This window comes from Cellulomonas sp. NEAU-ZC6, assembly GCF_056844425.1.
Map to the genome: position 1 here is coordinate 435,185 of NZ_JBXFYH010000001.1, position 19,525 is coordinate 454,709.

Here is a 19,525-nt window from a genome sequence, read left to right on the forward strand (position 1 = left end):
TCGCACCTGCCCGGCGTACCCCCGCGGCGCGTCCCAGCCTGTGAGAGCGCCGATCGTGACGAGCCGTGCGGCGCCGAGCACTCACGTGCGCGGTCACACCGGTTCGATCCGGAGCCAGTTGAGGTTCCACCCGGAGCCGTCGACCTGCAGCCGGATCCGCTGGATCCCGGCGCCGAGCCGCACGGTCGTGGCGACGTCCGTCCAGCTCTGCCACCCACCCGAGGCGGGAACGGAGACCGGCGAGCTCGACGTCGGCGAGACGACGTGGAGTGCGCCGGGTGAGCCACCCGGGCTCGCGACGCGCAGCGTCACGCGGTACTCCCCTGCCCGGGGGGCGATGACGTCGTACTCGACGAAGTCCCCCGGTTCGGTCCAGCCCATGTTCACGCCGCCGCCGTCCGTGGTGGGCTCCGACTGCAGGCCACCCACCTGCACGTAGCCCTCGGCCTGGATCGTGCTCGGAACGGTAGGCGTCGCCCGTGGCGCCGTGGCGGCCCGCAGGACGTCCTGCAGCCGTGTGTTGGGGACGAAGCCGGAGGTGGCGAAGCGTGCCCACTTCGCGGCGATCGTCTCGGGTGCGTCGCCGGCGAGGTCCGGAACGGGACTGGTGTTCTCCTGGAAGAGGCCCCAGTGGCCACCGACTCGCACCTTGTACGTCCAGGTGGTCCACGCGGCGTGGATCCCGTTCAGCCCGCCGAGCCACCGGTGGTAGAGGTCGTCGAACTCCCCCATGTGGAACTCCCCCGCGTAGACCGGCACCTGCCAGAGCGCGCGGTAGTGCGAGAGCCGGGCCAGCTCCTCGTCGACGAACTGCTGCATCGCGGCGTGGTCACCGGTCGCCCAGGACCGGTAGTGGTGCGTCTGGTACACCACGTTGGTCCACCCGTAGGCGGACGGCGGCAGGGCGTTCTCCCACGTGTAGAAGGCGGCGACGACGATGACGTGGTCCGGGTCGACCGCCCGGACGGCGTCGTAGAGCCGGTCGTACAGGTCGAACTTCTGGCGGGTCTGCTCCGCGGACTCTCCCGCACCCATGGTGACGAGCGGCTCGTTGAGCAGATCGTAGGCCGCGACCGTCGGTTCCCCGACGTAGCGGGCGGCGATGCGCTGCCAGATGCGCACCGTCCGCTCCTGCAGGACGGCGTCGGACCACAGCGCGTTGGACCCGGCCCGGCCGCAGGAGTGCCACGGGCACGCGGCCCCCGGAGCCCCGTGCAGATCGATGACGACGTAGATCCCCCGCTCGCCGGCCTCGGCGAGGAGCCAGTCCAGACGCGCGAAGGCCTCCTGGTCCGGCCGCATCGTCCCGTCCGGTCGCATGAGGACCTGCCAGTCGACGGGGACGCGCACCATGTTCATGCCCAGACCGCGGATCACGTCCAGGTCGGACTCCTGGATCCACGCGTCCTGGTAGCCGGCGATCAGCGAGTCGGCCACCGTGGTCCCGAAGCGCTCGGCGAGCACGCGGCGGGTGTTGTACTCGTCCGACACGTACGCGTGGAACTCGCTGATCGACCACCACCGCCGCTCCCGGTCGGCCTCCGTGATCGCGACCTGGATGTAGCGGGCCGTCTGGTAGTCGGTGTGCACGACCGTCTTCTGCCCGGAGCCACGGCCCCACCCGACGTCCCACCAGGAGGTGCCGTCGTGTGACGCCCGCACGACGAACCCGGGCGGGACGTCGCCGGTGCTCGACCCCGCGTCGAAGGACACCTCGTCGAAGGTGCGCGCCGCTCCGAGGTCGACGGTGAAGGTCAGCCCGACGGTCTGCTCGCGACCGCTGGACCACCGGGTGGACGGGTCGCCGTCGAGTGCGCGTTCGGGCCAGTCTCCCCACCCGGTCGCGTCCGCCGACGCGGTCCACCCGGTCCGCGCGAGGGGCGCTTCGCCGGCCGGTGACATCCACCCCTCCTGCAGCAACCACCCCCCGAGGTTGGTGCCCCGGAGGTCGACGACCTCCCCGGTGCCGCCGGCATCGCGCAGCACCGTGCCCGACACCTGGAGCGACCGGTCCTCGGCTGTCTCCGTCGGCCCTGGCGCGGGGTCCGGCGACGGCTCCGGTGTGGCCCCGGGGCCATCCAGGTAGATGTCGCACTCGATGATGAAGGGACCGTCGGCGACGGGGCCGACGACGAAGCCGTGCGGCCGGACCTCGACCCGCACCGGATCACGTCCTGCGGACAGGATCACCTGGTCGCGGTCCGGGCCGCTGAGCACGACCTCGACCGCCGAGGCGTGACCGGACCGCGGGGACGCCGACGCCCCGTCCGGGCAGGACGCAGGGTCGCAGGGGTCCCCCGCCGGCAGGAGCTGCGTGACGGTGAGGTCCAGCAGGACCCCGGTGGCGCCGTCCGGTACGTCCGGGACCGGCACCGTCGTCGTCGTCCCCGGCTCGAGGACGTCCGGCACCGTCAACGGCACGGGAGCCACGGGCACGACATCCGCAGCGGCACCGGACGACGTGGCTCCGGGCGTCGTCGGGCCCCGTCCACCCTCTGCGACCTGGCTCGCGGTGGCCTGCGCGTTCTCGGGAGCGGCGCCGGCCGCCGTCAGCGCTCCGTCGAGGGTCAGCACGAGGGTGGCGCTCAGGCCCGCGAGGACGACGCCGGCCACGGCGGCGCGGGCTCGTGGGCCGGTGCGCCACCGCCCCCGCCCCGCGGCCGTGGGGACTCGGCGGTCGCGGGCGTGGTCGAGCGGTCGGTGCATGGGTGGTCCTCCTGAGCGCGGCGGCGACGAGCCGTCGGACGTCACGTCGGCCGCTGCGCGCGCGACCTGAGGGGAACCGCGGGTGACGAGGAGGGCGGTGGAGGGTGGCCCCGGCACGTCCCGGCGGGTGCGCGAGGTGCGGCAGGCCCGTCCCGTTCCGAGGCGACGGGGGACGTGGATCCGGCGCCACCTGCGAGCATGCTCTCGTGACCACGTCCCGCTCCCCCGCCGGCCCGCTCGACACCGCCGCCGCCGCGGTCTTCTGGCACGAGTACGTCACTGCGCACCCGGAGCTCGTCGCCGCCGGCGACGAGTACGTCGTCGACCGGTTCGGCGACTCCCGGGAGCTCAGCGACGAGCTGCTGGGCGTCGTGCGGCACGGCGCCAAGCGCGCGACCGCCGAGCTCGTGGCCGAGTTCGCACACCGCGGCGAGGCGCTGCCGCGGATCGGCGCGCACTGGGTCGCGTGCGACGGCAGGGGCGCGCCCGCCCTGGTGCTGCGCACCGTCGAGCTGCGGATCGCGAGGTTCCGCGAGGTCGACGCCGACTTCGCCTTCGACGAGGGCGAGGACGACCGCAGCCTGCGGAGCTGGCGCGAGCAGCACCGCGTCTACTGGGAGCGCACCTGCTCGGCGCGGGGGGCGGTCTGGAGCGAGTCCGACGAGATCGTGCTGGAGCGGTTCCAGGTGGTGTGGCCACCGGAGCTCGCCGACTGAACCCCCCGCCCCTCCGGCCGCGCACGCTTCGACTCGTACATCCGGGAGTCCGCCGCGGACAGCACCCGCTCGGCGGTGGTGGTGGTCCCGGGTCGCAGCACGACGGCCCCGACGCTGGCGCGGGCGACCGTGGTCAGCGGTCCCAGGTCGACGCCCTCCGTCAGCACCTGGTCCAGCCGACCGACGGTCTGCGCCTCGAGCCGGTCGGGGTCGCCGACGCGGACGACGACGAACTCGTCACCGCCGAACCGCGCGACGAAGTCGTCGGGCACGGCCGCGCGCAGCCGCTCGGCGACGTGGACCAGCAGGCGGTCACCCACATCGTGGCCGTACCGGTCGTTCACGTCCTTGAAGCCGTCGAGGTCGAGGAAGCACACCACACCGCCCGGTGCCGCGCCGGTGCGCACCGCCTCGACCACGGCGGTGACCTGACGGTCGACCGCACGGCGGTTGGGCAGCCCGGTGAGCGCGTCGTGGGTGGCCTGGTGCACGAGCTCCTGCTCGGCCCGTGCGTGCAGCAGCGCCAGCTGGTTCACGCGGACCAGCACGAGCGGCACGAGCACCAGGGACCCGAGGCTCAGCTGCAGCAGGTCGGCCTCTCCCCCGGCCAGCTCGCGGACCGCGGCGATCGCCGGGTTCAGGGCGAGGGCGAACCCCAGGAAGGTCAGCGCCCCGGGGCCGAGCCGGCGGGCGGGCCGCGACACCGGCGCGGCCAGGAACGCCGCCGCCGGGTGCACCACGGCCGCCCCGGTCGCGGCGTAGGCGACGATCCACGCGAGACCCACCCAGTGGGCGGCCGCACCGCTGACCGGGTCGACGGCCACGACCTTGCCGACGTTGCCGAGCAGGGCGCACGCGCCGGCGAGGAGCAGGTAGGCGATCGTGGGACGCCCTCGCCGCGCACCGACCCACGTGCGCAGGATCGCACCGCAGGTGCCGCTGACCAGCAGCACGGTCAGCAAGGTGGAGGCGCGCTCCCCCACGCCGGCGCCCCGTTCGGACAGGGCCGGGAAGAACACGAACGACCAGAGCAGCCCGGCACCGCCGAGCGCCATGATGGACGCGTCGACGACCCGCCCGCCGTCCACGCGGGCGGTCGGCATCACCACGAAGATGCTGGCCGCGAGCAGCGCGACGTACCCGAGCGGGACGGCGACCGTGGCGACCAGGCCGCTGGTCCGGGGCGCTTCCCCGAGACCGACCTGGACGAGCCACGTCGCGCTGTCGGCGGTGAGGAGGGCGAGCGCGGCGGCGGCGCACCACCACGGCTGCGGACGCGGCGGCCGGCGCACCAGCAGGACGAGCAGCACGGCCACGCCGGGGACGAGCGTCGCGGCGAGCAGGACGACGCTGCGCGCGACGCCCTCGGTGAGCAGGTACGCGACGGAGGTGCTCAGCGCGCTCACCGCGAACGCCGCGTGCGCGGCCGCGCTCCCCGGCGCCTGGTCCCTCACGCACGACCCATCGGCGCTGGTCGCCGGGTCCTTCCGCTCCGAGGCGGGTGAATCCGGCGTGCACCGGGGCCGCGCGGCGTCAGGTCAGGCGCACCAGCACGACGGGCTCCTCCTGGCCGGGCCAGACCCCGGTCAGCGCCCCACGTGCCGGCGCCTCGTCCTGGTGGAGCGGCCGCCGGACCACGACGACCTGGGTCGCCGGAGCACCGTCGTCGAGCGGGCCGGAACCGCGCACCTGCATCGTGGGCTGCCGCTCGACCGGCCCCTCGGGCGTCTCGACGAGCAGCCGGACCTGCGAGTCCCCCTCGCGGACCACCCGCGTCACCTCGGCCACGTAGACGGGGTCGCCGGGGGCGTCGTAGACCCAGCGCGTCCCGAGCACGGAGTGCTCCATCGTCCCGACGAGCCACTCCTCGGCGCCAGCGAGCTCGGCCCCCCGGTAGGTCAGGGGGACGTGCACGAGGACGCCGTCGGCGTCGAACAGGTGCGACTCGATGCCGACCTCACCGGCCGGGTCGTCGAACCGGTAGGCCGCGACCGGCCGCAGCTCCCCCGCCGCGCGGTCGAACCACGGCTGCGCCGGCAGCCAGGTGGCGACCAGGTCGGCCTTGGAGGGGGTGAGCGTGGCCTGGTGGATGATCGCCATGCCGCACAAGGTAGCGGGCCGGGGCCGCGCTCGGGTGACGTGCCACCGCTCGGGCGGCGGCACGGGCCGCGCCGGGTTTGAATGACCCCGACCCCGGTACCGCCGCAGGAGGACTCTCGATGACGAAGCCGCCCGTCACGCTCGCGCTGTCCGGCGCCGCAGGTCAGATCGGGTACGCGCTGCTGTTCCGCGTGGCGAGCGGCGAGATGTTCGGCGACGACACCCCCGTGCGCGTGCGGATGCTCGAGCACCCCCGGGCGCTCGGCGCCGCGGCCGGCGTCGCGCTGGAGCTGCAGGACGCCGCCTCGCCGCTGCTCGTCGACGTCGACGTGACCGACGACCCGCGCGTCGCCTTCGACGGGGCCGACGTGGCGGTGCTGGTCGGCGCGAGCCCCCGCACCGCGGGGATGGAGCGGGCGGACCTGCTCGAGGCCAACGCCGGCATCTTCGGCCCGCAGGGTGCGGCGCTCGACGACGTCGCCGGGTCGGACGTGCAGGTGCTCGTCGTCGGGAACCCGGCCAACACCAACGCCGCGGTCGTCGCCGCGCACGCGCCGAGCATCCCGCGGGACCGGTTCACCGCGCTGACCCGCCTGGACCACAACCGGGCGGTGGCCCAGGTCGCGCTGCACGCCGGCTGCGGCGTCGCGGACGTCAGCCGCGTGACGATCTGGGGCAACCACTCCCCGACCCAGTACCCGGACCTGCGGCACGCCCGGGTCGCCGGCCGCCCCGCCCTCGACGTGGTGGACCGCGGCTGGGCCGAGAGCACGTTCGTCGACACGGTCGCGCAGCGCGGCCGGGCGATCATCGAGGCGCGCGGCGCCTCGTCCGTGGCCTCCACGGCGACGGCGATCATCCAGCACAGCCGGCTGCGGCGGCTCGGCGTGCCCGACGGTGACTGGACCTCGGCGGGACTGGTGTCGGACGGCTCCTACGGCGTGCCCGAGGGGCTGGTGTGCTCCTTCCCCGTCACCTCCGTGGACGGGCGCTGGCAGATCGTCCCGGGGCTGGACGTCGACGCGTTCTCCCGGGCCCGCATCGACGCGTCGGTGGCGGAGCTGGTCGCCGAGCGCGACGCCGCCCGGGCGCTCGGGCACCTCTGACCTCGACGCGCCGGAAGCCGCCGGACGTGGTGCACTGCTTCGTGCCGAGTCGTCGGCCCACCCGGACCACCGCACCGCAGGAGCACCGTTGACCCCGACCGACGCCACCACCAGCCCCACGCCGGAGGGCGCACGCACCGAGCAGGACGCCGGGCCCCGGCGCTCCGTCGTCGTGTTCAACCCCGTGCGGGTCGACGGCCTGGAGGCCCGCCGGGAGGCCGTCGAGGCGGCGCTCACCGAGGCCGGCTGGCCGCTCCCGGAGTGGGTCGAGACCACCGAGGACGACCCGGGCGCCGGGCAGGCGCGCCAGGCCGTCGCGGACGGGGCGCAGGTCGTCTTCGTGTGCGGCGGTGACGGCACGGTGCGGTCCTGCATCGAGGGCCTCGCCGGCACCGACGTGGCGCTCGCGGTCCTGCCCGCCGGCACCGGCAACCTGCTGGCCGTCAACCTGGGCGTCCCCGACGACCCCGGCGCCGCGGTGCGGATGGCGACCGAGCACGGCCGGCGGCGGATCGACGTCGGCGACGTCGAGGGCCGGGCGTTCGTGGTCATGGCCGGCATGGGCTTCGACGCCGCGCTGCTGGAGGACGCCTCCACGACTCTCAAGGCCAAGGTCGGCCCGATCGCGTACGTGTTCTCGGCGGTCAAGCACCTGACCGACCGCCGGATGGACGTCGAGATCCACCTGGACGACCGGCCGCCGCTGCGCCGGCGCGCGCGCTCGGTGATCATCGGCAACGTCGGCCGCCTGCAGGGCGGGGTCCGGCTGCTGGCCGACGCCGAGCCGGACAACGGGCAGATGGACGTGGCGATCCTGCAGCCGCGGTCGCTCGCGCACTGGGTGCAGACGTCCTGGGGCGTGCTGCGGCACCGCACGCGCGTGCCCCACATGGAGGTGCTGCGCGCCGCGCGCATCACCGTGGTCAGCACCCGCGAGGAGCCGCGCCAGGTCGACGGCGACGCCATCGACCCCGGGCGCCGGCTCACCGTGACCGTGCGGCCGGGCGCGCTGGAGCTGTGCGTGCCCCGGCCCGAGGAGAGCCCGGACCTCACCGAGGGCGCCGACCGCCTGCGCGGCTAGGCTCCCCGTCCCCGTCTCCCGCCCCCCGAGGAGTGCTGTGACCCGACCCACCCGTCCGACCCGTGCCGCCGCCGGCGCCCTCGTCACCGGCGTCGCCCTGCTCGCGGGCGGGTGCGCCCAGCCCGGCGCGCCGGAGGCGTCCCCCTCGGCCCCCTCGTGCGTGGCGGTCCTGCCCTCGCAGGTGTTCCCGGCCGACGGGGTGGCGCTCGGCGTCAACCCCGACTGGGGCGCGGAGACGCTGGCGGAGTTCACGGAGGCGACCGGGCTGCGGCCCGCCGCCGCGGTCTCGTTCACCGGCGTGCCGCTCGACGGCACCGACGCCGAGAACGTCCGGGCCGCCGCGCAGCAGGTCGCGCAGGACGGCGGGGTGCTCGTCCTCACGCTCGAGCCGCACGACGGGCTCGCCGCCGTGACGGACGACGTCGTCGCCGACGTGGTGGACCTGCTCGCCGAGATCAACGCCGGCGGCGTCCCCGTGCTGCTGCGGTTCGCGCACGAGATGAACGGCTCCTGGTACGCCTGGGGCCAGCAGCCGGTCGAGTACGTCGAGGCGTTCCGCCGGGTCGCGGCCGCCGTGCACGCCGGTGCCCCCGGCACGCAGACGCTGTGGGCGCCGAACTACGGCGGTGGCTACCCGTTCCCCGTCGGCGACCACGCCGCCCGGCCCGGTTCACCCGCGTTCGCGGTGCTGGACACCGACGCCGACGGTGCGCTCACCGGTGCGGACGACCCCTACGCGCCGTACTACCCGGGGGACGACGCCGTCGACTGGGTCGGCATGTCCCTGTACCACTGGGGGGACGTCTACCCGTGGGGGGAGAGCTCCGTCCCGGAGCCGACCAAGTTCGTCGACCAGCTCACCGGCGGCTACGTCGGCCTGGCCGGCGACGAGTCCGCCGTCCCCGACTTCTACGCGGACTACGCCGAGGCGCGGGACAAGCCCCTCGCGATCCCGGAGACCGCCGCCTTCGTGACGGCGGACGCGGCGCCCGGGACGGCGCTGGAGATCAAGCAGGCGTGGTGGCGCCAGGTGCTGTCCGAGGACGTGCACCAGCGGCTCCCCCGGCTGCGGCTGGTCAACTGGTTCGACTGGGACAAGCACGAGGCCGAGGTCGACGCCGTCGTGCAGTGGTCGCTGAGCGGCGACCCCGACGTCGCGGCGGCGTTCCGCGCCGACCTCCCGGCGTGGGTCCGCCAGGCACCGGACGGCACGGCCTGCGGCCCGGACGACGCGACGGGCTGACGGGTCCGCCGCCGGTGCGGAGGGGCCGCGGGCCGCGTACGCTCCGGCGCGTGCTCCACCTCTCCCCGGTCCGGCTCGAGTTCGTCACCGACCGCCACCTCGCGACCCTGACGACCCTGCGACCGGACGGGACGCCGCACGTCGTGCCGGTCGCGTTCACGTGGGACGCCGACGCGGGTGTCGCCCGCATCACCACCCGGCGCAGCACCGCCAAGGTCCGCAACGCGCGCCGCGCGCCGGGCGACCCGCTCGGGCGGGCGGCGCTCTGCCAGGTCGACGGGCGTCGCTGGCTGACGCTGGAGGGGACGATCGAGGTCGTCGAGGACCCCGTCGAGATCGCCGACGCGCTGCGGCGGTACGGCGAGCGCTACCGGCACCGCGAGTACGACCCCGAGCGCGTCGTCCTGCGCGTCACCCCCGACCGGGCGATGTCCTCCTCGCACCTGGCCTGACGTGGCACGACGCCCGGGCCCGGCTGCGATGATGGCGCCCGTGACCCCGCGCACCGTCCTGATCGTGATCGACCTGCAGGTCGGCGTCCTGCCCGGCTGCGTGGACGCGGACGGCGTGCTGGCGCGCACCGCGGCGCTGGTCGGGCGCGCCCGCGCCACCGGGACCCCGGTCGTCTGGGTCCAGGACCACGCGGCGTTCGGCGAGGGCACGACGGAGTGGCAGCTCGCGCCGCCGCTCCGGCGCCTGCCGGACGAGCCCCTGGTCCGCAAGGAGTACCGCGACTCCTTCGCCGCGACCGACCTCGCCGACGTGCTGGCCGCGCTGGGCGCGACCCACCTGGTCGTCGCCGGCGCGCAGAGCGACTACTGCATCCGGACCACGACGCAGGCGGCGGCCGCCCGCGGGTTCGACGTCACCCTGGTCAGCGACGCCCACACCACGACCGACGCGCGGTACGACGGGGTCGCGATCTCCGGCGAGCAGATCGTCGCGCACACGACGATGTACTTCCGCGGCCTGCGCTACCCGGGCCAGCGGTTCGCCGTCGCCCCGCACGACCGCGTACCGCTCGCCGACGGCCCCTGCCTGATCAGGACCGCTGGTCGTACGGTGGGGCGCGTGACCGAACCCGGTGCGCGTCCCGTCCGCCAGCTGCGGCTCGTCGTCGAGGCCGAGGACTACGACGCCGCGGTCGCGTTCTACCGCGACGTGCTCGGCATGCCCGAGGAGGCCGCCTTCACCGGCGACGGCGACGCGCGCGTCATGATCCTGGACGCCGGCCGCGCCACCCTCGAGATCGCGAACCCGGCGCAGAAGCGGATGATCGACGACGTCGAGGTCGGCCGTCAGGTCAGCCCGCGGCTCCGGGTCGCCCTCGAGGTCGACGACGTCGCGGCGAGCACCGCCGCGGTCCAGGACGCCGGCGCGGTCGTCGTCGCGCCCCCGGTGCGCACGCCGTGGAACTCGCTGAACGCCCGGTTCGACGCGCCCGCCGGGCTGCACCTCACGCTGTTCCAGGAGCTCGACGGACCGTGACGCACCGCTGCGGCGCGGGGGCGTGGTCAGGACGCGCGGCGCGACAGCAGCGAGCTCACGAGCAGGACCACTCCGACCGGCACGGCCAGCAGCAGGACCACCGCCGCGACCGGCAGGAGCCATGCGGACGGCCCCGCGCTCGCGGGCACGGTGAGTGCGGGTGCGACGACCGGGCCGACCGTGATCAGCAGGACCAGCGCGACGAGCGCGGCGGCGCCGAGCCGGCCAGGGGTGAGCAGCCTCATCCCCCGATGATCGCAGGGTCGCCGCCGCGCCGGGGCGGAAACGGCTGGTTCACCTCGGAGCCGGCTGCTCGCCGACCGCGTCTGCCAGGTAGCCGGCACCAGACCGCCAGGCCACCCGTCGTCGTCCTGCGAGGGGTGCGGGCTCGCGTCGACCGGCACGGTGGCCGAGGACGAGGCCCCGGCCTACCGTCGGCCGATGAGCACCGGCCGGGCGCACCCCGTGGCACGCGTCGAGCGCCTGCGCCTCGCGGTCGAGCGCGACGGCGCGCGCTGCGTCTGGTGCGGCCGGCCGTTCGCGCCGCTCGTCCCCCCGACCCGCGACCACCTCGTGCCCCGCGCCCGGGGCGGCCCGTCCTGGCTGGAGAACGAGGTGCCGGCCTGCCGCCGGTGCAACGCCGAGCGCGGGCACCGCGGCGTCGTCGAGTGGCTCGAGGAGTGCGAGGGCCGGGGGTGGCACCCCGACGAGTCGGCGATCGCGCGGGCGCTGACCGCGCTGGACGCGGCGATCGCCGCCCGCGGTGGTCAGCGCCGCGCCCGCGCCTACGTCGCGGCGCAGCAGCGGCGGCTCGTCCGCCGCTCACCTCGCCCCCGGTGAGGAGCGCCCGGGCCCGGGGGTCAGGAGGCCGTTCGCTGGGCGGGCTGGAGCGCCGGCCCGCCGGGAACGGCGGTCGCACCGGTCCGCGGGCCGGTCCCCAGTCCCAGGAGCGCCGCCAGCCCCGCGACGGCGCCCGCCGCGAGGAACGTCGCCGGGTACCCGGCCGCCCCGACGAGCACGCCCGCGCCCGCGGCGCCGAGAGCCTGGCCGAGGACGAGCGTGACGAACAGGACCGCGGTGCCCGTCGCGGCGCGGGCGGCGTCGATCTGGCTCGTCCAGGCGATCAGCGCCCCGGTGGCCGCGGTGTACCCCCAGCCGAACGCCGCGCACGCGACCAGGGCGAGCAGCAGGTGACCGGTCGAGCTCACGAGCAGGGCCGGGGCCAGAGCGACCACGCCCGCCGTGACCGCCCAGCCGGTCGCGGGGCGGAGCCGGCCGGTCCAGCGCGCGGTGACGATCACCGCGGTGCCGCCGAGCCCGAGCGCCACCCACGCGAGCGTCGACGCCGTGGCGCCCTGGCCCGCCGACTGGAGCATCCCGCGGCCGTAGGTCCACACCGCCGCGGATCCCGCGCCCAGCAGCAGCGCGGCCACCAGCAGCCGCCGGTGCGCCCGCACCCACGGCGCCGGCGGCGCGATCCGGGGCGCGTCGCCGTGCGCCGACGGACCGCGGTCGAGGACCAGCACGAGCGCCGCCGCCACCGCGGTCACCACGGCCGCGACCAGCCAGGCCGCCCGCCAGGCCGGCAGCAGCACCAGGGCCAGCACGCCCGCGGAGACGAGCCCGGGTCCGGTGCCGGCGTTCACGACCGTCTGCGCGCGGTCCACCGAGCGGGCCGCGACGTTCCGCTGCACGGTCCCGACCAGCGCCGGGGACGCCAGGCCGGCGCCGGCCGAGCTCACCATGGCCCCCGCCGCGAACAGGGCGACCCCCTGCGACATCGCCATGCCGGCCGCGCCGAGGCCCGCGGTCGCGCCCGCGGCGACCACGAGCGACCGTGCATGCCGGGGGGCCACGAGGAACCCGAGCAGCGCGCCCAGGCAGTAGACGACGGACGCCCCTGCCGAGATGCCGCCCGCCGTGCCGGCGGAGAAGCCGAGGCCGGCCTGCATGTCGGGCAGGTAGAGGCCGTACGCCAGCCGGACCAGCCCGTAGGTGCCCGCGATCAGCGCGGTGCCGGCCACGAGCAGGCCGGTGGCGCGGGACGGCTGCAGGAACGAAAACGAGCGTTTCACATCTGCGAGCCTAAAGTGCAGGGGTGGGTATCCGCACCAGCACGGAGGCCAGGCTCCTCGATGCCGCCGAGGAGCTGTTCTTCACGCGCGGGATCGGCGCGACGCCGGTCGACGCGGTGCTCGAACGAGCAGGCGTCTCCGCGGCGACGCTGTACCGCGGGTACCCGAGCAAGGAGGCGCTGCTCGCCGCCGCGCTGGCGCGCCGCCACGACGCCTGGATCGCGGCCTGGGACCGGGCCGTCGACCGGCAGGACTCCCCCGAGGGCCGCCTGCTCGCGGTGTTCGACGCGCTCGACGAGTTCCGGCAGCAGCCCGTCGGCTCCCGGTGGTGCGCGTTCCTCGGGTCGGCGGCCGAGTACGCGGATGCCCCCGCCGAGGTCGCCGACGCGGTGCGGCTCGACACCGACACGCTGCGCGCGCGCCTCACGGCCTTGGCGGTCCCCCTGGCGGGCGACGACGCGGCCGCCCTGGCCGACCAGCTCCTGCTCGTCGTCACGGGGGACCTGGCGATGCGCCTGCGCGACCCCGGCCACGGCACCGGCACGGCCCGTGCCGTCGCGGCCGCGCTGCTCCCGGCGCGCTGATGCCGGGGTGGGCGTGGTCGCTCGCCGGCGCGGCCGGCGGGCTGCTGCTGCTCTGGCTCGCGCTGGTCGCCGCGCTCTGGCTGTCCCGGCCGGACGAGCTGCGGCTGCGCGACCTCGTGCGGCTGCTGCCCGACGTGGTCCGCCTGGTCCGCCGGCTCGCGGCGGACCGCACCCTGCCGCGCGGCGTCCGGCTCCGGCTGTGGCTGCTCCTGGGGTACCTGGCGCTGCCCGTCGACCTGGTGCCGGACGTGGTACCGGTGCTCGGGTGGGCCGACGACGCGGTCGTGGTGGTGATCACGCTCCGGTCGGTCGTCCGCGCCGCGGGCGTCGCGGCGATCCACCGGCACTGGCCGGGGACGCCCGAGGGCCTCGGCGCGCTGCTCCGCCTCACGACGCCCCGCGTCACCAGGCTCCCGAGCGGGGCGACGGAGACCGGCGGGCGGTGAGCACGTCGCCGCGTGCGACGGGGGGATCGGCAGGCCGTGGTTCCGTGCGGTCGCGCAGGGCAGGATCGCCGCAGCACCCGCACGAAGGAGACGCATGGAGATCGACCGGCCCGGACTCGCCGAGTTCCTCCGCCGCCGCCGCGAGGCGCTGCAGCCGGAGGATGTCGGCATGCCCCGCGGTGCACGCCGCCGGACCAGCGGGCTGCGCCGCGAGGAGGTCGCCGTGCTCTGCCACATGTCGACCGACTACTACGCGCGGATCGAGCGGGAGCGCGGACCCCAGCCGTCCGAGCAGATGATCGCGTCGATCGCGCAGGGCCTGCACCTGTCGGTCGACGAGCGGGACCACCTGTTCCGGCTCGCCGGCCACCAGCCGCCCGTGCGCGGCGCGGACGGCGACCACATCTCCCCCGGCCTGCTCCGCATCCTCGACCGCCTCGAGGACACCCCGGCCGAGATCGTCACCGAGCTCGGCGAGACGCTCCGGCAGACGCGCCTCGGTGTGGCGCTGGTCGGCGACCTCACCCGGTTCACCGGCCCGGACCGGAGCATCGGCTACCGGTGGTTCACGGATCCCGCCTCGCGGGCGCTCTACCCGCCCGAGGACCACGAGGCCCTGTCCCGCCTCTGGGCGTCGGGCCTGCGGGAGGTCGCCGGCCGGCGCGGTCCCGGGTCGCGCGCCGCGCGGTACGCCGAGCTGCTGCTGGCCCGCAGCGCCGAGTTCCGGGACCTGTGGGACCGGCACGAGGTCGGCATCCGTCCCGGCGAGGTGAAGCGGTTCGTCCACCCCGAGGTCGGCGCGCTGGCGCTCAGCTGCCAGAGCCTGCTGGACCCGGACCGGTCCCACCGCCTGCTCGTCTACACGGCGGTCCCGGGCAGCGAGTCGTCCGACCGGCTGCGGCTGCTCGCGGTGCTCGGCTCCCAGCCCCTCCACCAGCACTGACGCCCCGGCGCTGTCCACTCCGCACCGGCCCGGTGTGCCGCTGCGGGGGCCGGTGCGTGCGTGGTTCGGCGGACCCGTTCAGGCGGCCAGCGGCCGCGCGACCTCCAGCTGGTCGTGCTCGACCAGCCACCGCACGGACTCGAGCACCGCCTGCTCCGGCTGGTACCGCGGCGCGTACCCCAGCCGCGACGCCGCCTTCTCGATGCTGAACGCGTGGCTGCGCGACAGGTGCTCCCAGCTGGCCTCGGCGTGCTCCGCCGGGGTGGACGCGCGGAACTCGTCCCAGCCCACCGGCTCCAGACGCGCCTCCTGGCCGAACCACCCCGCGGCGATCTGCGCGTAGCCGCGGACGGTCAGGGCCGTCGGCGCGACCAGCGAGAAGTCCTCGCCGGCCGCCGCGTCCCGGTGCGTGAGCGCGCGCTCGAACCCCTGCGCGACGTCGTCCGCGTGCACGTGGTGCATCAGCTCGGCACCGATCCCCGGCACCCGCAGCGGCTCGCCCGCGGACAGGGTCCGCCAGACCCCGGGATCCAGGTTGCCGAGCGGTCCGACCGGGTGCCAGCCCGGGCCGACCACGTGGCCCGGGTGCAGCGAGGTCGTGACCAGCCCGCCGCCCGCCGTCTCCGCCGCGAGCAGCCGCGCGATCCGGTCCTTCTGGATGCCGTACTCCCCCACCGGCGGCGTCAGCGCGTCCTCGGTGATCGGTACGCGCACGCTCGGACCGGACCGCCAGATGGACCCGCAGTGCAGCAGGTGCGCGACCTCGCCGCGGAGCCGCTCGACCAGGGCAGACGCCGACTCCACCGTGAAGCAGACCAGGTCGACCACGACGTCCGGCCGGAGCGCCACGACCCGGTCGCCGAACGTGCCCGAGCGGTCCTCGGCCTCGCGGTCGGCGACGACCCGCTGCACCTGCCGCCACTCCGGGGCGTCCGCGTACGGGCCGCGGATGCCGCGGCTGATCGTGAGCACCTCGTGGCCGGCGCGCACCAGCCGCGGGACCAGGAACGTGCCGATGTGGCCGCTCCCGCCGATGACGACGATCCGCATGCTGGTGTCCTTCCGTGGGGTCAGGCGGGCCGGACGACGCACCACTCGTTGCCCTCCGGGTCCAGCAGCACCTGGAACGACCCGGCGGTGTCGTGGTGCACGGCACCGACCCGCCGGGCGCCGAGCGCCTCCGCCTGCGCGGTGGCCGCCTCGATGTCCTCGACCCGGACGTCCAGGTGCACCCGGTTCTTCACCGACTTGGGCTCGGGCACCTTCTGGAACGACAGCTGCGTCCAGCCCGGCGGCAGGACGTACCACCACGCGTCGTCCCGCTCGACGGGCTCCCCGCCCAGCACCCGGGACCAGAACGCCGCGAGCGTCCCCGGGTCCGCGCAGTCGATGACGACCTCGTCGATGCTCCCGATCATGCGCCGACCCTAGCCGCGGCCCGGGTCGCGGTCACCCGCGCACCACCTTGCGCACGGCCGCCTCCGTGGCCGCGCGGTCGCCCGGGTGCTCGTCGAGCGCGCGGTGCAGGGCGAGCCCCTCGATCAGCGCGTCCACCTCGCGGGCGACGTCCGGGGCGAAGTGCCGCTCCAGCGCCGCCCGGCTGCGCCGCATCCACGCCGTCGTGATCACCCGGTACCGCGGGTCGCGCGCCGCGAGCGTGTAGAGCTCGTACGTCACGACGCGCTCGGGGTCGCCGTCCGGGCGGGACAGGTCGTGGACCAGGTCCACGACGGCCGTCACCGCCTGGTCCGGCGTCGTCGCCGCGCCGAGCACCGCCTCGAACCGCGCCGCGACGCTCTCGGCGAACCGGGTGAACGCCTCGTGCAGCAGCTCGTCCATCCCGGCGAAGTGGTAGGTCATCGACCCCAGCGGCACGTCCGCGCGCTCGGCGATCCGCCGGTGCGACACCCCGGCGACGCCCACCTCGGCGACCAGCGCCACCGTGGTGGCGACGATCCGGTCCCGGCGACCCGGGTCGGTCCGGCGGGTGCGCACCGTCAGAGGGACCGGACGACGCGCGCCGGGTTGCCGACCGCCACCACGTCCGCGGGGACGTCCCGGGTCACGACGGACCCGGCGCCGATGACGGAGTTGTCCCCGATCGTCACGCCCGGGCAGACGATCACGCCGCCGCCGAGCCAGACGTTGTCCCCGATCGTGATCGGCTTCGCGGCCTCCAGCTTGTCCCGGCGCGGCTGCGGCTCGACCGGGTGCGTCGGGGTCAGCAGCTGCACGTGCGGGCCGATCTGGCAGTCCGCGCCGATCCGGATCGGCGCGACGTCGAGCGCGGTGAGCCCCATGTTGACGAAGGTCCGCGCGCCGATGAACACCTGGTTGCCGTAGTCGACGTGCACCGGCGCCCGGACGAAGGCGCCCTCGCCCAGCGCGCCGAACAGGGCGCGGGCCGCGTCCTGGCTCGTCGTGGGGTCGGCGTCGTACGCGTCGCGGAACGCCGCCATCCGGTGCACGGCCGCCGTCGCCGCCGCGGCGATCTCGGGGTCGTCCGCCGCGATGTACAGGTCGCCCGCGAGCATCCGCTCGTGGGCCGTGCGGGGGTCGCCTGCGAAGTAGTCGGGGGTCGTCTGCTCGTCCGTCATGCGTACGATCGTACGCACCGCCGGTCAGCCGACGACCAGCTCCCGGCGGGCCAGCACGCCGCCGGGGATGTCCGTGCAGATCGCGTCCACCCCCATGCGCATGAGCTCCTCGGCGCGGTCCAGGTCGTTGACCGTCCACACCCACGCCGCCAGGCCGGCCGCGTGGATGCGCTCGACGTCCGCCGCGCCGAGACCCTCGGCCCAGGTGGAGACGCCCGCCGCCCCGACGCGGGCGGCGAACTCCAGCGCGTCGTCCAGCCCGCGGCCGAGGTGCGAGAACCGCTCCAGGTCGGCGTCGACGGCGTCGGCGTCGTACCCGGCGGCGACCGCCGCCGCCCGCAGGTGCGCGGTCGTCGCCACGCCGAGGGTCAGCGGGTACACCCGGGCCCCGGGGACCAGCGCGAGCAGCTCCTCCAGCGCCGTCCACTGCCCCGACGACGCGAACCAGGTCAGCTCCGGGTGCCGCGCGACGCACGCCGCGACGGCCGGGGCCGCGTCGGCGGCCTTGAGCTCGATGTTGACCTCGGCGCGGCCCGCGGCGAGCGCGAGGACCTCGTCGAGCGTCGGCACCCGCTCGCCGCCGCCGGCGTCGAGCACGCGGAGCTCCTGGAGCGTCAGCGCGGCCACGTCCCCGGTGCCGTCGGTGGTGCGGTCGACGGTCGCGTCGTGCAGGACGACGGCGACCCCGTCCGCGCTCAGCGCCACGTCCAGCTCGATGCCCTCGGCGCCCTGCTCGAGCGCCCGGCGGAAGGCGGCGAGCGTGTTCTCCGGCAGCTCGGCGGAGGCGCCGCGGTGGCCGGACACGCCGACCTCCGCGACGGGACGGGCGGGCAGGGCGGTGCGCGAGGTCTCGGTGGTCATGCCCGCAGCAGACGCCGCGCAGGTGGCGCGCCCGTGATCCGGCGGCGACCGCACGGCCAACGACCGGTGACGAGTCGCCGGCCCACGGCCTCACCGGGTCAGGAACGTGAGCACCCCGGTCGCGAGCAGGGTGACCCCGGTCGTCCAGACCACGATCGCGACGGCCTGCCACAGCAGCACCCAGCCCTTGCGGACCCCGGACGCCACCAGCGTCGCCGCCGTGATCTGCGTCGGGATCGCGAGCGGCCCGAGCAGGCTCGCCCCGGGGACGCCGAACCGGAGCACCCAGGCCCGCAGCCGTTGCTTGCCCTTGGACTCCGGCGCCGCGGGACGCTCGGCGACCGCGACACCGCCCGCCCCGCGAGGCCCGCCGGCACGGCGGTCGACGACGGCGGTCCGCGCCCGCGAGGTGAGCAGCACGACGGCGAGCACGCAGAGGAAGTTCCCCGCGGCGCCCGCGACCGCGGCGACCACCGGGTCGAGCCCGGCGAGGATCCCGATCACGGCGGACCCCTCGCCCTCGATGAACGGCACGGCGCCGGCGAGGGCGACGACGAACGGCTGCAGCGCGTCGGGCACCTGCGCGGCGAGGTCCTGGAACGTGGCGACGAGCCCGGTGGGCTCGGTGGTGGCGCTGGACATGGACGGCTCCCGGCGGTGATGTGGCGACCGCCCGCTGCGGCCGCAGGGCACGAGTGCACGGCGTGCCCCTGGGGCAGGGTCAAGCACCTGTCGCGATCCATCGACTATCGATAGACTCCCGGCATGACCTTCCTCCTGGCGGCTGTCGCCGTCCTGCTCGGTGCCGCCGCCGTCGTCCTCGGCGGCATGGACGACTCGCCCGGCCTGCAGCTGATCGGCGTGCTGATCGTGGCCGGGGCCGTCGTCGCCGTCGTGCGCGCGGCCCGGCGCCGGCGGTCCACGCCTCAGGCGTAGCTGCCGTCGAGGTACCGCTGGATCGTCGGGGCCACCTCCGCGACCAGCTCCTCGGTCGTGGCCGTGGCGATGGGGGGCAGCCGCAGGACGTGACGCGCGAGCGCCAGGCCCATCAGGTGCGCGGCGGCCAGCGCGAACCGACGCGACACCGCCGGACCCTCCAGCGCACCGAGGGCGGCCGAGACCCGGGCGGTCAGCGCCTCGCGCAGCATGTCCGCGGCGTGCTCCGAGGTCGTCGCCGACCGCACCAGCGCGAGCAGCACCGGGCGCGTCGCCGGGTCCTCCCACAGCCCCAGGTAGGTGGCGGCCACCCGGGCGCCCGTCGTCGCCGGGTCCCCCGGGACCGCCGCGGCGAGCTGCTCGACGAGCGTCGTGCGGCTCGCGACCGCCGTGGCGAACAGCGCCTCCTTGTCGCCGTAGAAGTGCCGGACGAGCGCGGGGTCGACGCCCGCCGCACCGGCGATCGCGCGCACCGACGCGCCGTCGTACCCGCGCTCCGCGAACAGCCGCAGCGCCGCGTCCAGGATCGCATCCCGCGTGCCGCTGTCCCCCGCCCGGCGTCCGGTCGGCCGCGCCCGCCTCGTCGTCTCGTCCACGGGTGCAGCGTATTCCACACTTGCGGATTTCCTCATACGAGGAGTTG

At 75.9% G+C, this 19,525-nt stretch carries 23 protein-coding genes; 11 read left to right on the forward strand and 12 right to left on the reverse strand.

The genetic code is table 11. The features are described 5' to 3' along the window. Positions 1-93: 93 nt before the first annotated feature. Entirely contained in the window at positions 94-2,613 is a 2,520-nt protein-coding gene (locus tag AC1050_RS02000; RefSeq protein ID WP_482385706.1) for a cellulase family glycosylhydrolase, read from the reverse strand. Between the two features lie 299 nt (positions 2,614-2,912). Between AC1050_RS02000 and AC1050_RS02005 the strand changes: the two genes are divergently transcribed. Further along, positions 2,913-3,422: an ASCH domain-containing protein gene (locus AC1050_RS02005; protein WP_482385707.1), complete on the forward strand. Its 510-nt coding sequence runs from the start codon at positions 2,913-2,915 to the stop codon at positions 3,420-3,422. On the opposite strand, the gene AC1050_RS02010 is transcribed toward AC1050_RS02005, so the two are convergent. Both AC1050_RS02010 and AC1050_RS02015 read right to left on the reverse strand, forming a co-directional pair. Continuing rightward, positions 3,317-4,876 carry a diguanylate cyclase gene (locus AC1050_RS02010; protein ID WP_482385708.1) on the reverse strand — a complete coding sequence of 520 codons (1,560 nt, stop codon included), beginning with the start codon at positions 4,874-4,876 and terminating at the stop codon, positions 3,317-3,319. The two genes, AC1050_RS02005 and AC1050_RS02010, sit on opposite strands and share 106 nt — an antisense overlap. Positions 4,877-4,955: 79 nt before the next feature. Continuing rightward, on the reverse strand, positions 4,956-5,522 hold the full coding sequence (locus AC1050_RS02015) for a CG0192-related protein (RefSeq protein WP_482385709.1): 567 nt from the start codon (positions 5,520-5,522) through the stop codon (positions 4,956-4,958). Positions 5,523-5,641: 119 nt separating this feature from the next. Here AC1050_RS02015 and AC1050_RS02020 point away from each other — a divergent pair, with 119 nt between their 5' ends. From AC1050_RS02020 to AC1050_RS02040, 5 genes are all read left to right on the forward strand, one after another. Next, entirely contained in the window at positions 5,642-6,628 is a 987-nt protein-coding gene (locus AC1050_RS02020; protein ID WP_482385710.1) for a malate dehydrogenase, read from the forward strand. An 88-nt stretch (positions 6,629-6,716) separates the two neighbouring features. Further along, a complete protein-coding gene (locus AC1050_RS02025; RefSeq protein WP_482385711.1) occupies positions 6,717-7,709 on the forward strand; it encodes a diacylglycerol/lipid kinase family protein in 993 nt (330 codons plus the stop codon). A 37-nt stretch (positions 7,710-7,746) separates the two neighbouring features. Next, positions 7,747-8,952 carry a glycoside hydrolase family 26 protein gene (locus AC1050_RS02030; RefSeq protein ID WP_482385712.1) on the forward strand — a complete coding sequence of 402 codons (1,206 nt, stop codon included), beginning with the start codon at positions 7,747-7,749 and terminating at the stop codon, positions 8,950-8,952. 50 nt (positions 8,953-9,002) lie between these two features. Continuing rightward, entirely contained in the window at positions 9,003-9,404 is a 402-nt protein-coding gene (locus AC1050_RS02035; RefSeq protein ID WP_482385713.1) for a pyridoxamine 5'-phosphate oxidase family protein, read from the forward strand. Between the two features lie 40 nt (positions 9,405-9,444). Beyond that, on the forward strand, positions 9,445-10,440 hold the full coding sequence (locus AC1050_RS02040) for an isochorismatase family protein (RefSeq protein WP_482385714.1): 996 nt from the start codon (positions 9,445-9,447) through the stop codon (positions 10,438-10,440). Positions 10,441-10,466: 26 nt separating this feature from the next. On the opposite strand, the gene AC1050_RS02045 is transcribed toward AC1050_RS02040, so the two are convergent. Beyond that, complete coding sequence (locus AC1050_RS02045) at positions 10,467-10,685, reverse strand: hypothetical protein (RefSeq protein WP_482385715.1); 219 nt, start codon at positions 10,683-10,685, stop codon at positions 10,467-10,469. 196 nt (positions 10,686-10,881) lie between these two features. Here AC1050_RS02045 and AC1050_RS02050 point away from each other — a divergent pair, with 196 nt between their 5' ends. Next, positions 10,882-11,280 carry an HNH endonuclease gene (locus tag AC1050_RS02050; protein WP_482385716.1) on the forward strand — a complete coding sequence of 133 codons (399 nt, stop codon included), beginning with the start codon at positions 10,882-10,884 and terminating at the stop codon, positions 11,278-11,280. Between the two features lie 20 nt (positions 11,281-11,300). Here AC1050_RS02050 and AC1050_RS02055 read toward each other — a convergent pair whose 3' ends face one another. Continuing rightward, the gene (locus AC1050_RS02055) at positions 11,301-12,515 is read right to left on the reverse strand and encodes an MFS transporter (RefSeq protein WP_482385717.1); all 1,215 of its coding nucleotides are present in this window, start codon (positions 12,513-12,515) and stop codon (positions 11,301-11,303) included. A gap of 23 nt (positions 12,516-12,538) precedes the next feature. On the opposite strand from AC1050_RS02055, the gene AC1050_RS02060 reads away from it, so the two are divergent. From AC1050_RS02060 to AC1050_RS02070, 3 genes are all read left to right on the forward strand, one after another. Continuing rightward, positions 12,539-13,099 (forward strand): TetR/AcrR family transcriptional regulator, encoded by a 561-nt coding sequence (locus tag AC1050_RS02060; protein WP_482385718.1) that lies wholly within the window; start codon positions 12,539-12,541, stop codon positions 13,097-13,099. Further along, positions 13,099-13,545: a DUF1232 domain-containing protein gene (locus tag AC1050_RS02065; RefSeq protein ID WP_482385719.1), complete on the forward strand. Its 447-nt coding sequence runs from the start codon at positions 13,099-13,101 to the stop codon at positions 13,543-13,545. The genes AC1050_RS02060 and AC1050_RS02065 overlap by 1 nt, the downstream gene beginning before the upstream one ends. 94 nt (positions 13,546-13,639) lie before the next feature. After that, the gene (locus tag AC1050_RS02070) at positions 13,640-14,488 is read left to right on the forward strand and encodes a helix-turn-helix transcriptional regulator (protein WP_482385720.1); all 849 of its coding nucleotides are present in this window, start codon (positions 13,640-13,642) and stop codon (positions 14,486-14,488) included. A gap of 78 nt (positions 14,489-14,566) precedes the next feature. Here AC1050_RS02070 and AC1050_RS02075 read toward each other — a convergent pair whose 3' ends face one another. From AC1050_RS02075 to AC1050_RS02100, 6 genes are all read right to left on the reverse strand, one after another. Then, on the reverse strand, positions 14,567-15,538 hold the full coding sequence (locus tag AC1050_RS02075; RefSeq protein ID WP_482385721.1) for an NAD-dependent epimerase/dehydratase family protein: 972 nt from the start codon (positions 15,536-15,538) through the stop codon (positions 14,567-14,569). Between the two features lie 20 nt (positions 15,539-15,558). Further along, positions 15,559-15,906: a VOC family protein gene (locus AC1050_RS02080; protein WP_482385722.1), complete on the reverse strand. Its 348-nt coding sequence runs from the start codon at positions 15,904-15,906 to the stop codon at positions 15,559-15,561. Positions 15,907-15,937: 31 nt separating this feature from the next. Next, positions 15,938-16,483 (reverse strand): TetR/AcrR family transcriptional regulator, encoded by a 546-nt coding sequence (locus tag AC1050_RS02085; protein WP_482385723.1) that lies wholly within the window; start codon positions 16,481-16,483, stop codon positions 15,938-15,940. A gap of 2 nt (positions 16,484-16,485) precedes the next feature. Beyond that, on the reverse strand, positions 16,486-17,085 hold the full coding sequence (locus AC1050_RS02090; RefSeq protein ID WP_482385724.1) for a sugar O-acetyltransferase: 600 nt from the start codon (positions 17,083-17,085) through the stop codon (positions 16,486-16,488). Between the two features lie 24 nt (positions 17,086-17,109). Next, the gene (locus AC1050_RS02095) at positions 17,110-17,946 is read right to left on the reverse strand and encodes a glycerophosphodiester phosphodiesterase (protein ID WP_482385725.1); all 837 of its coding nucleotides are present in this window, start codon (positions 17,944-17,946) and stop codon (positions 17,110-17,112) included. A 90-nt stretch (positions 17,947-18,036) separates the two neighbouring features. Continuing rightward, a complete protein-coding gene (locus AC1050_RS02100; RefSeq protein WP_482385726.1) occupies positions 18,037-18,588 on the reverse strand; it encodes a small multidrug efflux protein in 552 nt (183 codons plus the stop codon). Positions 18,589-18,711: 123 nt separating this feature from the next. Here AC1050_RS02100 and AC1050_RS02105 point away from each other — a divergent pair, with 123 nt between their 5' ends. Then, a complete protein-coding gene (locus tag AC1050_RS02105) occupies positions 18,712-18,882 on the forward strand; it encodes a hypothetical protein (protein WP_482385727.1) in 171 nt (56 codons plus the stop codon). Here the strand turns inward: AC1050_RS02105 and AC1050_RS02110 are convergent. Continuing rightward, positions 18,873-19,478, reverse strand: a complete 606-nt coding sequence (locus AC1050_RS02110) for a TetR/AcrR family transcriptional regulator (protein ID WP_482385728.1) — start codon at positions 19,476-19,478, stop codon at positions 18,873-18,875. The genes AC1050_RS02105 and AC1050_RS02110 overlap by 10 nt on opposite strands. Between the last annotated feature and the right edge of the window lie 47 nt (positions 19,479-19,525).

What these genes read in the sequence shown, in the direction of transcription:
- AC1050_RS02015 (WP_482385709.1), bottom strand. Translation starts at nt 5,522, where the DNA reads ATGGCGATCATCCACCAGGCCACGCTCACCCCCTCCAAGGCCGACCTG.
- AC1050_RS02020 (WP_482385710.1), top strand. Translation starts at nt 5,642, where the DNA reads ATGACGAAGCCGCCCGTCACGCTCGCGCTGTCCGGCGCCGCAGGTCAG.
- AC1050_RS02045 (WP_482385715.1), bottom strand. Translation starts at nt 10,685, where the DNA reads ATGAGGCTGCTCACCCCTGGCCGGCTCGGCGCCGCCGCGCTCGTCGCG.
- AC1050_RS02050 (WP_482385716.1), top strand. Translation starts at nt 10,882, where the DNA reads ATGAGCACCGGCCGGGCGCACCCCGTGGCACGCGTCGAGCGCCTGCGC.
- AC1050_RS02065 (WP_482385719.1), top strand. Translation starts at nt 13,099, where the DNA reads ATGCCGGGGTGGGCGTGGTCGCTCGCCGGCGCGGCCGGCGGGCTGCTG.
- AC1050_RS02070 (WP_482385720.1), top strand. Translation starts at nt 13,640, where the DNA reads ATGGAGATCGACCGGCCCGGACTCGCCGAGTTCCTCCGCCGCCGCCGC.
- AC1050_RS02075 (WP_482385721.1), bottom strand. Translation starts at nt 15,538, where the DNA reads ATGCGGATCGTCGTCATCGGCGGGAGCGGCCACATCGGCACGTTCCTG.
- AC1050_RS02080 (WP_482385722.1), bottom strand. Translation starts at nt 15,906, where the DNA reads ATGATCGGGAGCATCGACGAGGTCGTCATCGACTGCGCGGACCCGGGG.
- AC1050_RS02090 (WP_482385724.1), bottom strand. Translation starts at nt 17,085, where the DNA reads ATGACGGACGAGCAGACGACCCCCGACTACTTCGCAGGCGACCCCCGC.
- AC1050_RS02095 (WP_482385725.1), bottom strand. Translation starts at nt 17,946, where the DNA reads ATGACCACCGAGACCTCGCGCACCGCCCTGCCCGCCCGTCCCGTCGCG.
- AC1050_RS02100 (WP_482385726.1), bottom strand. Translation starts at nt 18,588, where the DNA reads ATGTCCAGCGCCACCACCGAGCCCACCGGGCTCGTCGCCACGTTCCAG.
- AC1050_RS02105 (WP_482385727.1), top strand. Translation starts at nt 18,712, where the DNA reads ATGACCTTCCTCCTGGCGGCTGTCGCCGTCCTGCTCGGTGCCGCCGCC.